The sequence below is a fragment of the Salidesulfovibrio brasiliensis JCM 12178 genome, from assembly GCF_001311825.1.
Taxonomy (GTDB): domain Bacteria; phylum Desulfobacterota; class Desulfovibrionia; order Desulfovibrionales; family Desulfovibrionaceae; genus Pseudodesulfovibrio; species Pseudodesulfovibrio brasiliensis.
Window position 1 is genome coordinate 20,507 of the sequence record NZ_BBCB01000004.1, and the last position, 14,639, is coordinate 35,145.

Below are 14,639 nucleotides of genomic sequence, written 5' to 3' on the forward strand. Positions count from 1 at the left end.
TCTCGGTCGGAAGATTTTTCATGCAATCTCGCCGTCCCTGAAAACACCCTCATGGGTGGAGGGTATTGTGTTCGCCGATGTCGGCGATTGTCAACCGCAACACGGAGGTTCTTTCATGAAACGTTTTCACAGCGGGATCAAACACCTGATCCTGTTGGCTCTCGTCTTCGCCGCGCTCGTCCTGTCCGGCTGCGCCGACTCGAAGAAAGAAGAGGCCAAACCCGAAGCTGAAAAGGCTGAAGTCAAACAGGAAGAAGCCGGTCAGGAGCCGCTCATCCTCGCCTTTGACGCCGTTCCCGTCGCCATGGACCCGCACGTCCAGCTCTCCGGCGGCATGCTCCAGTACTCCCACATGGTGTTCGACCCGCTCGTTCGCTGGACTCAGGACATGGACATCGAACCCCGCCTCGCCAAGAGCTGGGAACAGATCGATCCGCTGACCCTGCGCTTCAAGCTGCGTGAAGGCGTGAAGTTCCACTCCGGCAACGAATTCACTGCCGAAGACGTGGCCTACACCCTCGAACGCCTCAAGAAGTCCGAAGACTTCAAGGGCCTCTTCGAGCCCTTTGACAAGGCCGTGGCCGTCGACCCCTACACCGTCGACATCAAGACCAAGGAACCCTACGGTCTGACTCTGGCCATGTGCACCTACATTTTCCCGCTGGACAAGAAGTTCTACGCTGGCAAGGACGAGATCGTGAAATCCGGTCCCTCCTTTGCCAACGAAAACGAGTCCGGCACCGGCCCGTTCGTGGTCACCAAGTACGTTCCGGGTGAACAGATGGCCATGAAGGCCAACCCGAACTACTGGACCGAGCGCGGCAACGTCGAAGAGCTGGTCATCAAGGCCATCCCGAACAGCCCCGCCCGCGTGGCAGCCCTGCTGTCCAAGGACGTGGACTTCATCATGCCTGTCCCGCCGACGGACATGAAGCGCATCGACGAAACCGAAGGCCTCAAGCTCACTACGCTCCCCGGCTCCCGCATCATCACTCTGCAGATGAACCAGGAACGCCGCCCCGAGTTCAAGAACCAGAAGGTCCGTCAGGCCATCGTGCATGCCATCGACAACCCCGGCATCGTGGAGAAGATCATGAAGGGCTTCGCCACCGCCGCCGGCCAGCAGGGCCCCAAGGGCTACGCCGGTTATGTTGAAGAACTCACCCCGCGCTACGACCTCGAAAAGGCCCAGCAGCTCATGAAGGACGCCGGTTACGAAAACGGTTTCGAGTGCACCATGATCGCACCCAACAACCGCTACGTGAACGACGCCAAGATCGCTGAAGCCGTGGTCTCCATGCTCTCCAAGATCAACATCACCGTGAACCTGAAGACCATGCCCAAGGCCCAGTACTGGGATCAGTTCGACGCCCGCACCGCCGACATCCAGATGATCGGCTGGCACTCCGACACCGAAGACTCCGCCAACTTCTCCGAGTACCTCATGATGTGCCCGGACAAGGAAACCGGCATCGGCCAGTACAACTCCGGCGAATACTGCAACGCCAAGGTCGATGAACTCGTCATCGCCTCCCGCTCCGAAACCGACATGGCCAAGCGTGCCGAGATGCTTCAGGAAGTTGAACGCATCCTGTACGAAGACGCTGCCTTCGTGCCCCTGCACTGGCAGGATCTGGCCTGGGCTTCCAAGGACAACATGAACACGGAAGTCATCGTCAACACCATGAACTTCCCGTACTTCGGCGACCTCGTCGTCAAGTAAGGGAGCCCATACATCCGTCTCAAAAGGGGAACCTCCATCGGGGGTTCCCCTTTCAAACCATTAACAAACGGATACAGATAGATCATGTTCGCCTTTATCGTTAAGCGAGTCGCTCAAGCCCTATTGGTCATGATGATCATCGGCTTCATCGGCTTCGCGATCAAACACAACTTCGGCGACCCGGTCCGCGACCTCGTGGGCGAGCGGGTCACGCCCGAAGAAAGGATGAAGATTCGAGAGAAGCTCGGGCTAAACGATCCCTTCATGGTCCAGTACGGCCGCTTCCTGAAAGCCGCGGTCCACGGCGACCTAGGCAGAAGTTTCTTTTTCAAAAAACCGGCCATGGAAGTCATCGTCCAGAAGGCCCCTGCCACGCTGGAACTCGTATTTGCAAGTGCCTGCATAATCGTATTTCTTTCCGTTCCATTAGGCATATTCTGTGCGATACGACCAAAGCACTGGTTCGCCAAATTCACCATGGGGGGCTCCATCGTCGGGGTCTCCATGCCCGTGTTCCTGACGGCTATTTTGCTCATCTACATCTTTTCAGTCGAACTCGGCTGGTTACCGTCATACGGGCGCGGGGAAACGGTGCTTCTTTTCGGCTGGTGGCGAAGCGGGCTTCTCACCGCAGACGGTCTGCTCCATCTCATCATGCCGTCCATCGCGCTTTCATCCATCATGCTCCCGCTCTTCATCCGCCTCATTCGTTCCGAAATGATGGAAGTGCTCGAGTCCGAATACGTCAAGTACGCCTGGGCCAAGGGCATCAAGCCCCGCCGCGTGTGGATCGTCCACGCCTTCAAGAACACCCTGCTGCCGGTCATCACCGTGGGCGGCGTGCAGCTCGGTATCATGGTGGCCTTCACCATCCTCACCGAGACCGTGTTCAACTGGCAGGGAATGGGAGCAATGTTCATCGAGTCCGTTGACCGCGCCGACACCTCGCTGATGGTGGCATACCTCGTGTTCGTCGGTTTCATCTTCGTTCTGGTCAACACCTTCGTCGACATCATCTACGGACTGGTCAACCCCATGGTCAGAGTTGCGGGGCGTAAATAATGAGATCCAAGTGGCAACGATTCAAGGAATCCTACTTCCTATACAGTTTCCTCCGGGACCCCATGGCGTACGTCAGCTTCGCCATCCTGCTGGTTCTGGTGGTATCGGCATTCGGCGCGCCCATCTTCGCACCGCACGATCCCTACGACCCGTCCACCATCGACATCATGGACGCGGAACTTCCGCCCGCATGGCTTGACGGCGGCAACAGCGAGTTCCTGCTCGGCACCGACGCACAGGGCCGCGGCATGCTCTCGACCATGCTCTACGGCATGCGCGTGTCCATCATCATCGGCCTCGGCGCGGTTGCCTGCAGGCCGTTATCGGCATCGTCGTGGGCCTGCTTTCCGGGTATGTGCGCAAGCTGGACAACATCCTCATGCGCATCGCGGACGTGCAGCTCTCCTTCTCCACATACATGGTGGCGATCTTCATCGGGGCGATATTCCAGACCGTCTTCGGCGTGGGCAACTACGCCAAGGTGGCCATCCCGCTGCTGATCATCATCATCGGTCTGGCAGAGTGGCCGCAGTACGCGCGCACCATCCGCGCCAGCGTGCTGGCCGAGCGCAAGAAGGAATACGTCGAGGCGGCCCGCGTCATCGGGCTCTCAAAACGGCGCATCATGTGGCGGCACATCCTGCCCAACTCGCTCTCGCCCATTCTGGTCATCTCCACCGTGCAGGTGGCGAACGCCATCATGAGCGAGGCCGCCCTGTCCTTCCTCGGACTGGGCATGCCCGTGACCCGTCCCTCCCTCGGCTCGCTGATCACGGCAGGCTTCGAGTACATCTTCTCGGGCGCATGGTGGATCACCATCTTCCCGGGCATCGTGCTCGTGCTGCTGATTCTGGTCATCAACCTTCTGGGCGACTGGCTCAGGGATTATCTGAACCCCAAACTGTACAAGGGGTAGACAGTGGAACATCTGCTCGACATCAAAAACCTCAGCGTGGAGTTTGCGCTCCGCACCGGCAACCTCTGCGCAGTGCGCGACGTGAGCCTGTCTCTGGACAGCGGCGAACGCCTCGGCCTCGTGGGCGAGTCCGGCGCGGGCAAATCCGTGCTCGGGTTCTCCATAATCAATCTGATCTCCAAGCCGGGCTTCATCTCCGGTGGGGAAGTCATCTTCAAAGGCGATGACATCTCCAAGTACTCCTACGAGAAAATGCGCCGCATCCGCGGCAACCGCATCTCCATGATCTTTCAGGATCCGATGATGACCCTGAACCCGGTGCTGACCGTCGGCACCCAGATGAAGGAGACCCTCAAGGCGCACATGAAAATCTCGGACAAGGAAGCCACCGAGATCTGTATCGACAAGCTCAAGAAGGTCTACATTCCCTCCCCGGAAAAGCGTCTTGAGCAATACCCGCACGAGTTCTCGGGCGGCATGCGCCAGCGCATCGTCGTGGCCATCTCGCTGCTGACCAACCCGAACCTGATCATTGCGGACGAGCCGACCACCGCGCTCGACGTGACCATTCAGGCCGAGATCATGGACCTGCTGCTGGAACTTTGCGAAACCGAAAACATGGGCCTCATCCTCATCACCCACGACCTCGCTGTCGTGTCCGAGGTCACGCAGCGCATCGCCGTCCTGTACGCCGGGCGCGTCGTGGAAATCGGCCCCACCGAAACCATCATCGCCAATCCGCAGCACCCCTACACGCAGGGACTCATCAAAGCCCTGCCCGAATGTGCCCCCGGAACCCGGCTGAACCAGATTCCGGGCATGATGCCTTCCCTCAAGGACATGCCCGACGGCTGTCCGTTCAGCCCGCGCTGCGAGTTCAAGAGCCCGCGCTGCGAGTCCGAGATTCCGCCGCTTCGGGAGACCATCTCCGGCGGATTCGTGGCCTGCTTCGAAAGGGAGGTGAAGCGTGGCTAACCTTCTGGAAGTCAAAAACGTCGACAAGCACTTCGACATCTCCGGTTCCCTCGTGGACCAGTTGAAGCTCGAAGGCGGCAAGATCAGGCGCAAACGCACCGTGGTCAAGGCGGTCAACAACGTGACCCTGAACATCCGTCAGGGCGAAACGCTCTCCGTGGTCGGCGAATCCGGCTGCGGCAAGTCCACGCTGGCCCGCACCGTCATCGGCCTGTACCAGCCCAACAAGGGCGAGATATACTACGGCGGGGACCGCATCGACACCGTGACCGGCACGGCGCGCCGCCCGTACCGCACCCGCATGCAGATGGTCTTTCAGGACCCTTACGCGTCCCTGAACCCGCGCATGACCGTGAAGCAGATCCTTGAAGAGCCGGTCCGGTTCCACAACCCGGCTCTCGACCGGCGCGAGGTGCGCGACATCATCCTGACCACCATGGATCAGGTGGGCGTGAACACCGACTGGATCGACCGCTTTCCGCACGAGTTCTCCGGCGGCCAGCGCCAACGCATCAGCCTTGCGCGCGCTCTCGTGCTCGACCCTGAATTCGTGGTCGCCGACGAGCCCATCGCAGCGCTCGACGTGTCCATTCAGGCCCAGATCCTGAACCTGATGATGGACGCGCAGGAGCAGCGCGGCCTGACGTACCTGTTCATCAGCCACGACCTTTCCGTGGTGGAGCACATCTCCACCCGCGTGGCCGTCATGTACCTCGGCTGCCTGTGCGAGGTTGCGGACGCCAAGGAGCTGTTCTGCAACCCGCAGCACCCTTACACCCGCGCCCTGCTCTCGGCCATCCCGCGCCTTGGCGGCAAGGCGGGCGGGCACATCCGTCTCTCCGGCGACGTGCCCACGCCCATCAACCTGCCTTCGGGCTGCGTCTTCCACGGTCGCTGTCCGCATGCGGACGACCGTTGCAGGCGTGAGATACCTGAAGATGTGACGCTGGAATCCGGAACCCGGGTTGCCTGCCACGGCATCGAGGAAGGCCGCATCTAGCAGCCTGCCAGATACGAACAAGAAAGCCCCGTCCAGAGACGGGGCTTTTTCTTTGGGCTACAACAAAACACTCGGTCCCGCTTTCGGGGAAGATGAAAGGAGCCGACCTGCCTGCGTCCCTGAAGTCCAGCTTTGAAGGCCTTCAGGATACCAGTCCGAGAGCCTCAATCCGGCCGCATGGCGACGTTTTATCCCGTGGGCAGGCAAATCGGCATTTGAAGCACGGGCGCTATACCCGCTACCTTCTAAAAAAACGGCATGCAACACACGGTCAAGAAATGCGCAGCCTACATTGCGGAATCGAGCTTGATGCACAGGGCTTGGCACACAGAACAAGTCCACCGCTTTCACTTTCCATGCTTAAATAGATAAGGCCCGGAACGACTGCGGCGTTCCGGGCCGGTTGGGGAGGCTCCGGGCCAAAGGCCCGGACATCGAGGTGATTAGAACCGCTCGAAATCCTGATCGGTATCGGAACCCATATCCAGCTCCAGTCCAGAACTCACGGAACGAGAAGACTCGGGTTCGCCTTCAGGGAGGGCTGCCGCGCTCCTGCCGCTTGTCACCGATGCGATTCGGGGCCGTCGCGAACCGTTGCCGTTTCCATTGCCATGCCCGTTGACGTGGAAGAAGGACATGGTCTCCTCAAGCTTGGAACTCTGGCCGGAGAGTTCCTCGCTGGTCGAGGCCATCTCTTCGGCTGCGGAGGCGTTCTGCTGAATTACGGTATCAAGCTGGCTTATTGCCATGGTGATCTGTTCCGCCCCGCTGTTCTGCTCATTGCTGGCCGCCGTGATGCCCTGTACCAGCTCCGCCGTCTTCTGAATGTTCGGAACAAGGCTCTGGAGCATGCTCCCGGCCTTTTCCGCAGCGTCCACCGTGGTGGTTGACAGTTCGCTGATCTCGCCAGCGGCTTCACCGCTCCGCTCTGCCAGCTTTCTGACCTCGGCGGCAACCACGGCGAACCCCTTGCCATGCGTTCCAGCCCGTGCGGCCTCAATGGCCGCGTTCAAGGCCAGCAGGTTGGTCTGCCGCGCGATTTCCTCGATAATTGCGATCTTTTCGGCAATATTCTTCATGGCACCCACCGCCTCGACAACGGCTTCACCACTTTGCTTGGCCTCTATTGCCGACTGCAGGGCTATCTGTTCGGTCTGCTCCGCATTTTCCGTATTCTGCTTAATATTGCCTGCCATCTCTTCAACGCTGGAGGAGACCTCTTCAATGGAGGCTGCCTGTTCGGTCGCGCCCTGAGAGAGTGCCTGCGCCGTGGCGGAAAGCTGCGAGCTGCCGCTGGCCACATTTGTGGAGCCTTCGCGAACATCCGTGACAACAGCGGTGAGTTGCTCTGCCATCTTCTTCATGGACGCATACACGCCGCGGGCATTCTCATCGAAGTGCATGTCCAGATCGCCCTCGGCAACCTGATCGGCAATGGCCGCGATCACCGCGGGATCTTCCCCGAGTTGGTTGCTGCAGGCGCGTATGATGATTGTCGCGGTCGCTGTGCCGATAAGCAGCGCCGCAAGACTGATGATTCCTGCCAGCATGATGGCCCGACTATTGGCCGCCTGCAGTCTGGGACCAAGCGTGTTCTGGTCTTCCATCACCGACAGCTTGACCTGTTCCATGTCCTGCGCGATCTCGGGACCAAGCCTGTCGAGCCTGTCGCTGATTATGCCGTTGCGCTGCTTTATGACCCCGACCACGGAATCGAACGCGGTGATATATTCGCCCTTCAACTCCTGCACTTCCTCAAGCAGCCCGCGACGCTCCGGATTCGTAAGACTCGAATCCAGCGCCGAAAGGTTGTTTTCCAGCGCGGTCACTTCATCCTGAACCCTGTCGGCTGCCGCCTGCTCGTTCGTTTCAAGAAACTTGGCAACATACAGCCGGGCCAGCAGAAGATTCCTGAGCGCAAGACCGCCAAGGTATGCCGCGCCCATATCGCCGTCGCGTTCGGCCGAATTCAGTATCTCGGTAAGCCGCTTCTCCATTGCCGGACCGCTCGCATTGAGCACCCCGTTCACAAGACCGTTTCGCTTCTCCCTCAGCTCCCGGACCTCGTCAAACGCGGCGCTGTAATCCTTGACGCGCTTGTCGGCAGCATCGATGAGCGCCGCTCTTTTTGGGTTGGCAATCTCCTTCTGGGCCTTGTCCATGAAGGAGTCCATGTCGGCATAATTGGTCTCATACGCCTTGATGTCCTCTTCGCTGCCGGTGATGATAAAGTCCTTCACGCTCATGCGCACCATGAGCATGTTTGCCTGCAGCCGACCGCTGAGATTGGTGTCGCGCGCGAGCCCCCGGTAATCCGTGAACCCTTGCGATGACTCATCAAGCGCCCAGTAGGATACTCCTGCCAGCAGCAGAAGCAGCACCAGCACACTTCCGAATCCCATCGTTAACTTAGTGGAAAGCCTCATTGTACCTCCCGGCAACCCGTGCCTTATGAACCGTGTCGATAGTAGCATTCAATGGTATCTAACATACGATAAAAAAGAGCACGGTTGTAAAGACTTTCGGGGCTAATTATAACCATACAACGTATTTGAAAGTCGAATTATAACCTGTTTCATGGTTCGATTATTGCAATCTATATACTCAAACCAACTATCAAGAAGACATGGGGGCGCAAGCTGGATGCCCGCATTGCAAACATACCGCGTGGCATTCACAGCACCGATTAGCGGTGCAAACTCTAGAGGGATTAAAGCACGTAAAAGCGCCCCGCCGAGGCGGGGCGCTTTTGCGTTAAAATGCCAGAACCGGATATCAGACCATATTGTCTAGGCGATCAAGGCCAGCCACTGTTCCAGTTCTTCCGCCCTTCCCTGCAACTCAAAGCGGTTGCGACATGCGCTCCTCGCATGCTCCTTGAGCGCAAGGATTTGCTCGTCCGGCAGGTTCAAGAGCTTTTCCAGCGCAGCCCGGAACTCCTCGGCACCAGCCTTGGGATGAAGAAGAAACTCGGCCAGCTCGTCCGGCCAGACTTCGCGCACGCCGCCAACATCGCGCGCGACGGGAATAAGTCCTTCGGCCATGGCCTCAAGAAGCGTGTTGGGTAGCCCCTCGCTATATGAGGGAAGCAGAAAAACGTCACACTCCCTCAGATGGCCGGGGACATCCGTGGTAAACCCCGTCCACTCGACCCTGTCGTTCAGCCCGAGATTTGCGGACAGGTCTTTGAGTTCCTGTTCGATCTTGCCTGTTCCAAGAATTCGGCACTCGAACCGGCCCTCAAGCTCCGCCATGGCGTTGAGGACATCCTTGTGCCCCTTGTCGTGATTGAGCTGCGAAGAGCAGACAAACCGAAGCGGTCGATTGAGACCGAGCGGGTGCGAGCTACAAGTCTTCCCGGAAAGGACGACCTTGGTCTGTTCCCGCGTCACATACGGCAGGCTCTTCACAAACCCATCCCGAATGTACTCGCAGGGGCAAAGAAAAACGGGCTTGATCCAGTTATGCAGCCTGTCCACCTTTTTGGTGTAGGGGATATCTCTGGGCAGGCCGATGCGCTGGACCACCGGGATGCCGAGCAGCTTTGCCGCCACTCCGGCCGTGGTCAGGTCCTTGCCCACGTTGATGATCACAACCTGAACCCTGCGGGACCGGAATTCCCACATGAACCGGAGAACAGCCACGGGGTTGAAATCCGGTCCGAAGCTCACGGACTCGCCGTGCCCGACACGCTCCCGCGCCTTTTCAACAAATGCGGGCTGACGGCCCCAAACGGCGACACTGTGCCCGCGCAGGGCGAGCTGCTCGGCAAAGCCGAGGACCCACGTCTTGACCCCGCCCCACTTGTGGGTGGAATTCACGAATGCGATGTTCATAGCGACTCGGTACAGGTTGAATATACTCGCTCCGGGCGGAAGCGACGGCCCAATCTGACACAGAAGCCGGAGCAGGGCAAGAAACCGGCCAGACGCAACAGGACAAAAGCCATTCGGACCGGAGCACCAGCCTTGCTCCCGGGCCCCGTCGCGAGTAAGCTTCTTTCCATGACCGAAAAAACAACGCTCTTCACCCGGCAGGAGCTTGAGGATTATGCAGAAGTCCTACTCTGGGCCGTGGAACAGTCCCGCGCAAAGCCGTTCAAGAACGGCGACATCGTGCTCATCAACTTCGACCACGACGGGCTAGCCCTGTGCGAATCCCTTTACTCCTTGCTCACGGACAAGCACCTGCGCCCCGTTCCGCTGATGCGGCCCACGCCGATCATGGAAGTGGAAAAGTACCTGAACTCCAGCTTCGCACAACTGACCTTCCAGCCGCCGGGATTCGAAGAACTGTACGCGCAGGCTTCGGCAGGCATCAACATCCTCGCCCCGGAAGCGCTCGACCACCTGCTTGCCGCCGACCCGCTCGTCATGGCCGAGGCGCGCAAGGCCGAAGCCGTGCCCAAGGCGGTGCTGGAACGCCGCAAGAAGTCCGGCGCGCTCGGCTGGACAACCTGCATCTACCCCACCAAGGCACTGGCGGACGCGGCCGGGCTGGACCTTGAAGAATACGCACGCCAGTTCAAGCGGGCCTGCTGGCTGAACATGCCATCGCCCATCAAGGAATGGAAACGGATCAGGAAGCGGCATCAGGAGCTCTCCGACTGGCTGTACTCCCTGAACATCAAGTCCCTGCGCGTGGAGTCGGAAAACATCGACCTGCGCCTCGTGCTCGGCGAGCACCGCCGGTTCGTGGGCTTTACCGGAAGCAACGTGCCGGGCTGCGAAATGTACGTGGCGCCCGACTGCCGGGGCGTGGACGGGGTCTTTTTCGCCAATCAGCCGAGCGTGCGTTCCGGCCATCTGGTGCACGGCACCACGCTGGAATTTCACGACGGCATCACCACGCGCGTTACCGCCCTCATGGGCGAGACCTTCCTACAGCGCGAGCTTTACGCAGACGCCGGGGCGCGTCGTGTCGGAGAGTTCTCCCTCACGGACAAGCGGCTCTCCCGCGTTGACACCTTCATGGCCCACACCCTGCTGGACGAGAACTTCGGCGGCGAACACGGCAACTGCCACATCGCCCTTGGCGGGGCCACGGCGGAATGCTTCGACGGGCCGCCGGAGGCCCTGACCCCGGAGCTGGAAGCCACCCTCGGCTTCAACTCGTCAAACATCCACTGGGACCTCGTGAACACCGAATCCAAACGCGTGACCGCAGCCACGCGTACGGGCGAGCCCGTGCTCATCTACGAAAACGGCGAGTTCAGATACTAGCTAGCGCGCCTTGGGAGCCTTTGGAAACCCGAGCACAATGCCGATGACGCCCATGACCGCCAGCGCGAAGCAGTAGTACATGTTGCCCACCACGGCCACGGGCGAGAGTCCGGCGATAGAGCCTGCAAGCAGAATCTGCGCGCCGTAGGGAATCAGGCCCTGCACCACACAGGAAAACACGTCCAGCAGCGATGCGCTGCGACGCGGGTCCACCCCGCTCTCCTCGGCTATTTCCTTGGCCATGCCGCCTGTAAGGATGATGGCAACGGTGTTGTTGGCGGTGCAAAGGTCGGCCACGGCAGCCAGCGCGCTGATGGAGACTTCACCGGAACGCTGCCCCGGCTTGCCGTCGCGGGTTGCAAGGCGCTGAATGGCCCGGATGACCCAGTCGATGCCGCCGTGGTAGCGGATGAGTTCCCCAAGGCCGCCAATGAGCAGCGAGAGCACGAGGATTTCCTGCATCCCCTGAAACCCTTTGTAGATGTCCTGCGAGAAGGCCAGCAGCGAGAAGTCAGCCACCGTGATGAAGCCCACAACACCGCAGAGCGCGATGCCCGATGCCAGCACCACGAACACGTTGATGCCCGAGACGGCCATGACCAGAATGGCCACGTACGGCAGGACCTTGAGCAGGCTGTACTCGCCGCCGCTCTGCACGGTGCCGGAAGCGCCGAGCGTGAAGAGCAGGGCCATGGTGGCCAGCGCGGCCGGGAGCGCGAGCTTGAAATTCATCTTGAACTTGTCGGCCATGGCGCACCCCTGCGTGCGGGTGGCGGCGATGGTGGTATCCGAGATCATGGAGAGGTTGTCGCCGAACATGGCCCCGGCCACCACGGTGCCCACCAGCAGGGCGGGACCGAGGTCGGAGCTTTCGGCAACGCCCACGGCAATGGGCGCGATGGCGGCAATGGTGCCCATGGAGGTACCCATGGCCGTGGCGATGAACGCGGCCACCACGAACAGGCCGGGCAGCACCATGGACGCGGGAATAATGGACAGGCCGAGGTGCACGGTGGCATCCACGCCGCCGATGGCCTTTGCCGTGGCAGCAAAGGCCCCTGCCAGCAGGTAGATGACGCACATGGTCACGATGTTGGAATCGCCCATGCCGCGTATGAAAATGTTGATCTTGTCGGAGAGCTTGTCGCGGCCCATGGCCAGCGCCCACACGATGGCGGGCAGGATCGCCACGGTGGCGGAGAGTTGATAGAAGGCCATCTCGGTGCCACCGGCGGTCAGCGCAACACCGGTTCCAATGAAGATTGTCAGGAAAAGAGCGAGGGGAGCAAGGGCCAGAGCTCTGGGTTCACGTTGTTTCATGGGTATATGTCCTTGTATATCGTCGCGTTCGCGGGCTGATGCCCAGAAGTGGTGTATGGCATCCGCGCGGCCCGGTCCAGCCCGCGATGCCCCGCTCTGCGGATATAATCTCCGTTTGGACCTGCCCTGCGGCACCGGACGGCCCTCATCATGCGCTTTCCGCCCTTTTCTGCACGATGCGGCGCTTTCCCGCACCGCGATACACCATTTACCCAAGCGAAGGAAAAGTATAGGATGCCCCGACGCTTTGAAGGGGTATCCGCATGACGAAAACGACCGGACTGGTGTTGACGCTCAATGGCGAGCGGCTGCTGGAGCGCTGCCTGCGCTCGATGGACTTCTGTGACGAAATTCTGGTGGTGGATTCCGAGAGCACGGACCGCACCGTGGAGATCGCCGAGCAATGCGGCGCACGGGTGCTTGTAAACCCGTGGCCCGGCCCGGTGGACCAGTTCCGCTATGCACTGGAGAACATCGACGACGGCTGGATCGTCAATCTGGATCAGGACGAGATATTCGATGATACCCTTCGTCGCAGCGTGCAACAGGCCATCGCCGATCCCGGCGGCAAGGTCGCGTTCGAGGCCGCGCGCTCCACATGGTACTTCGACCGTTTCATGCGCCACTCCGGCTGGTACCCGGACTATCAGTTGCGGCTCTTTCGCAAGGACGGGGCAGAGCTTCGCACCCATGGCCCCCACTACGGCTGGTATCCCCTCGGGCCGAGCGGACGGCTGGATGGAGACATCCTGCACTACAGCTACCGCAACTTCTCCGAGCACCTGCAGAAGATCGACTACTACGCGGAACAGGGCGCAGAGCACCTGCGCGGCAAAGGCCGCAAGGGCGGCGTGTTCCCGGCCATCACTCACGGCGCGGGCCGCTTCCTGAAACTCTACGTCTTCAAGCTCGGCCTGCTCGACGGTCGCGCCGGGTTCATCAACGCAGTCACCGGGGCATACTACGCTTTCCAGAAATACGTTCGCGTCGAGGAAGACGGATACTGGGGAGACTAGAAAGCGGCCCTTCCGGGCCGCCTGAAATCACGCCTCGCCGCGCTCCACTGCCTGAATATAATCGAGAGGGAAACCCGTCTGCTTGGAAACCTCTTCCGCGCTCACCCCTTCGCCGAGCATTCTCTTGACGACCAGCGGCAGCGGTTCGGCCACCTCGATAATATGCCCGTCCGGGTCATACACGCGAAAGCCCCGCTGTCCCCACGGGTGAACACGCACCGGGTGAATCGCCGCATCCCAGCTCGCGTCCACGCGTTCCCAGCAGGCATCCAGTTCAGCGCACTCAAAGTACAGTTCATAGTTTTCCTGCCCCAGCCGCTCCGGTCGGGAACCGCGGCCTTCGTGGATAATCTCGACCGCATGATCGGCCTGCCAGAGCGAGAAACCGCCCTCGTACAGCACATGCGGGCCATCGTCGGCCTGAACCTTCTGGCCCAGAACGTCCTCATAAAACTGTCTCGACACGCCCATGTCGCTCACAAACACGGCCGGGCCTTCAAACGAAATCTTCATGTGTATCTCCTTTTTCGCAAACACTAGGAAAGATCGGCCGGACAGTATTGTAAATATGCGACATCGCGCTGCTCCGCGAGCCATTCTCCGGGCGAGACGTTGCAAAGCGCTCTGAATTCGCGGTTGAAGTGCGGCTGATCGTTGAAACCGAGAGCGTGGGCCAGACGCACCAGCGGCATTTCGGGGAACCGGTTCAGAAGGCGTATGACCCGCACCAGCCGCAAGGCCCGGTGCATCTTTTTGGGTGAGAGCCCGGCGTGCACGGCCATGAGCCGCTCCAGATGGCGTGCGCTCATACCCATGGATGCGGCCAACTGGTCGATATCGTGAACATGCCCGGAGGCCAGCATCCGAACCGCATACTCAACAGCCGCAGTGCCGCGGTGCTGGTCATGCCTCGCCACACATTCCGCAAGAACTCGCTCCACGGCTGCCACCATGTCCTCAGCAGAGCCACACTCTCCTGCGTAGCTCATGGCGCGGGCGGCAACACCGGGCAGGATATCGGTAAGATCGACGCTGCATCCTGCGCTCTCGCACGCCGGAATACCGAGAACGTCAGCCGCGCGCCCCGGTCGCAGTCGAGCGCCCACCACGCGTGGGACTCCGGCGAACCCGACGACCTCCGGGGCCATGGAAACACCGGCCACGAAGGCCTTGGGGCGCAACTGCTCCAGACCGTGCATCCCGAGCGGCGCAAGCCCGCCAGTAAAGTCGAAGATGATGTCCATGCAGCCGTCTGGAACGACCCTGATGCGGGAGCTCCGCCTGCCGTTGCCCGCGCCAACCGTCCAGAAACAGACGACCGATTCCTTCAGCTCTGGTGATGGAGCGAAGACGTCGTACCGAATCGTCTGTTTTGACTGCGCATGAATACTCGTTGCCATTTTCC

At 60.3% G+C, this 14,639-nt stretch carries 11 protein-coding genes and 1 pseudogene; 7 read left to right on the forward strand and 5 right to left on the reverse strand.

What is annotated here, in order from left to right; all coding sequences use genetic code 11:
• The first annotated feature begins 115 nt into the window (after positions 1-115).
• The 5 genes and pseudogenes from JCM12178_RS02680 to JCM12178_RS02700 all read left to right on the forward strand — a co-directional run bounded on the left by JCM12178_RS02680 (position 116) and on the right by JCM12178_RS02700 (position 5,676).
• Positions 116-1,723 carry an ABC transporter substrate-binding protein gene (locus JCM12178_RS02680; RefSeq protein WP_172677060.1) on the forward strand — a complete coding sequence of 536 codons (1,608 nt, stop codon included), beginning with the start codon at positions 116-118 and terminating at the stop codon, positions 1,721-1,723.
• Between the two features lie 84 nt (positions 1,724-1,807).
• Positions 1,808-2,785 (forward strand): ABC transporter permease, encoded by a 978-nt coding sequence (locus JCM12178_RS02685; protein ID WP_054648535.1) that lies wholly within the window; start codon positions 1,808-1,810, stop codon positions 2,783-2,785.
• Positions 2,785-3,701, forward strand: a pseudogene (locus tag JCM12178_RS02690) (ABC transporter permease). The gene JCM12178_RS02685 and the pseudogene JCM12178_RS02690 overlap by 1 nt, the downstream one beginning before the upstream one ends.
• Positions 3,702-3,704: 3 nt before the next feature.
• Positions 3,705-4,676, forward strand: coding sequence for an ABC transporter ATP-binding protein (locus JCM12178_RS02695; protein ID WP_054648537.1), 972 nt, complete (start codon positions 3,705-3,707; stop codon positions 4,674-4,676).
• Positions 4,669-5,676 (forward strand): ABC transporter ATP-binding protein, encoded by a 1,008-nt coding sequence (locus JCM12178_RS02700; RefSeq protein WP_054648539.1) that lies wholly within the window; start codon positions 4,669-4,671, stop codon positions 5,674-5,676. Before JCM12178_RS02695 ends, JCM12178_RS02700 begins: the two co-directional genes overlap by 8 nt.
• A gap of 443 nt (positions 5,677-6,119) precedes the next feature.
• Here the strand turns inward: JCM12178_RS02700 and JCM12178_RS02705 are convergent, their stop codons facing one another.
• Together JCM12178_RS02705 and JCM12178_RS02710 are read right to left on the reverse strand one after the other, a co-directional pair.
• A complete protein-coding gene (locus JCM12178_RS02705) occupies positions 6,120-8,078 on the reverse strand; it encodes a methyl-accepting chemotaxis protein (protein ID WP_245628576.1) in 1,959 nt (652 codons plus the stop codon).
• Between the two features lie 387 nt (positions 8,079-8,465).
• The gene (locus JCM12178_RS02710) at positions 8,466-9,512 is read right to left on the reverse strand and encodes a glycosyltransferase (RefSeq protein ID WP_054648544.1); all 1,047 of its coding nucleotides are present in this window, start codon (positions 9,510-9,512) and stop codon (positions 8,466-8,468) included.
• 168 nt (positions 9,513-9,680) lie between these two features.
• Between JCM12178_RS02710 and JCM12178_RS02715 the strand changes: the two genes are divergently transcribed.
• Positions 9,681-10,898, forward strand: coding sequence for an aminopeptidase (locus JCM12178_RS02715; protein WP_054648637.1), 1,218 nt, complete (start codon positions 9,681-9,683; stop codon positions 10,896-10,898).
• Here JCM12178_RS02715 and JCM12178_RS02720 read toward each other — a convergent pair whose 3' ends face one another.
• Positions 10,899-12,218: a Na+/H+ antiporter NhaC family protein gene (locus tag JCM12178_RS02720; RefSeq protein WP_054648546.1), complete on the reverse strand. Its 1,320-nt coding sequence runs from the start codon at positions 12,216-12,218 to the stop codon at positions 10,899-10,901. It abuts the gene before it with no gap.
• A gap of 263 nt (positions 12,219-12,481) precedes the next feature.
• On the opposite strand from JCM12178_RS02720, the gene JCM12178_RS02725 reads away from it, so the two are divergent.
• Positions 12,482-13,234, forward strand: coding sequence for a glycosyltransferase family 2 protein (locus JCM12178_RS02725; RefSeq protein WP_157054698.1), 753 nt, complete (start codon positions 12,482-12,484; stop codon positions 13,232-13,234).
• A gap of 27 nt (positions 13,235-13,261) precedes the next feature.
• Here JCM12178_RS02725 and JCM12178_RS02730 read toward each other — a convergent pair whose 3' ends face one another.
• Together JCM12178_RS02730 and JCM12178_RS02735 are read right to left on the reverse strand one after the other, a co-directional pair.
• Positions 13,262-13,747, reverse strand: a complete 486-nt coding sequence (locus tag JCM12178_RS02730; RefSeq protein ID WP_054648550.1) for a VOC family protein — start codon at positions 13,745-13,747, stop codon at positions 13,262-13,264.
• 23 nt (positions 13,748-13,770) lie between these two features.
• Entirely contained in the window at positions 13,771-14,634 is an 864-nt protein-coding gene (locus JCM12178_RS02735; RefSeq protein WP_083465699.1) for an AraC family transcriptional regulator, read from the reverse strand.
• Between the last annotated feature and the right edge of the window lie 5 nt (positions 14,635-14,639).

Coding starts and splice junctions, on each gene's coding strand:
- JCM12178_RS02725 (WP_157054698.1), top strand. CDS start 12,482: ATGACGAAAACGACCGGACTGGTGTTGACGCTCAATGGCGAGCGGCTG.
- JCM12178_RS02710 (WP_054648544.1), bottom strand. CDS start 9,512: ATGAACATCGCATTCGTGAATTCCACCCACAAGTGGGGCGGGGTCAAG.
- JCM12178_RS02720 (WP_054648546.1), bottom strand. CDS start 12,218: ATGAAACAACGTGAACCCAGAGCTCTGGCCCTTGCTCCCCTCGCTCTT.
- JCM12178_RS02680 (WP_172677060.1), top strand. CDS start 116: ATGAAACGTTTTCACAGCGGGATCAAACACCTGATCCTGTTGGCTCTC.
- JCM12178_RS02735 (WP_083465699.1), bottom strand. CDS start 14,634: ATGGCAACGAGTATTCATGCGCAGTCAAAACAGACGATTCGGTACGAC.
- JCM12178_RS02685 (WP_054648535.1), top strand. CDS start 1,808: ATGTTCGCCTTTATCGTTAAGCGAGTCGCTCAAGCCCTATTGGTCATG.
- JCM12178_RS02715 (WP_054648637.1), top strand. CDS start 9,681: ATGACCGAAAAAACAACGCTCTTCACCCGGCAGGAGCTTGAGGATTAT.
- JCM12178_RS02730 (WP_054648550.1), bottom strand. CDS start 13,747: ATGAAGATTTCGTTTGAAGGCCCGGCCGTGTTTGTGAGCGACATGGGC.
- JCM12178_RS02705 (WP_245628576.1), bottom strand. CDS start 8,078: ATGGGATTCGGAAGTGTGCTGGTGCTGCTTCTGCTGCTGGCAGGAGTA.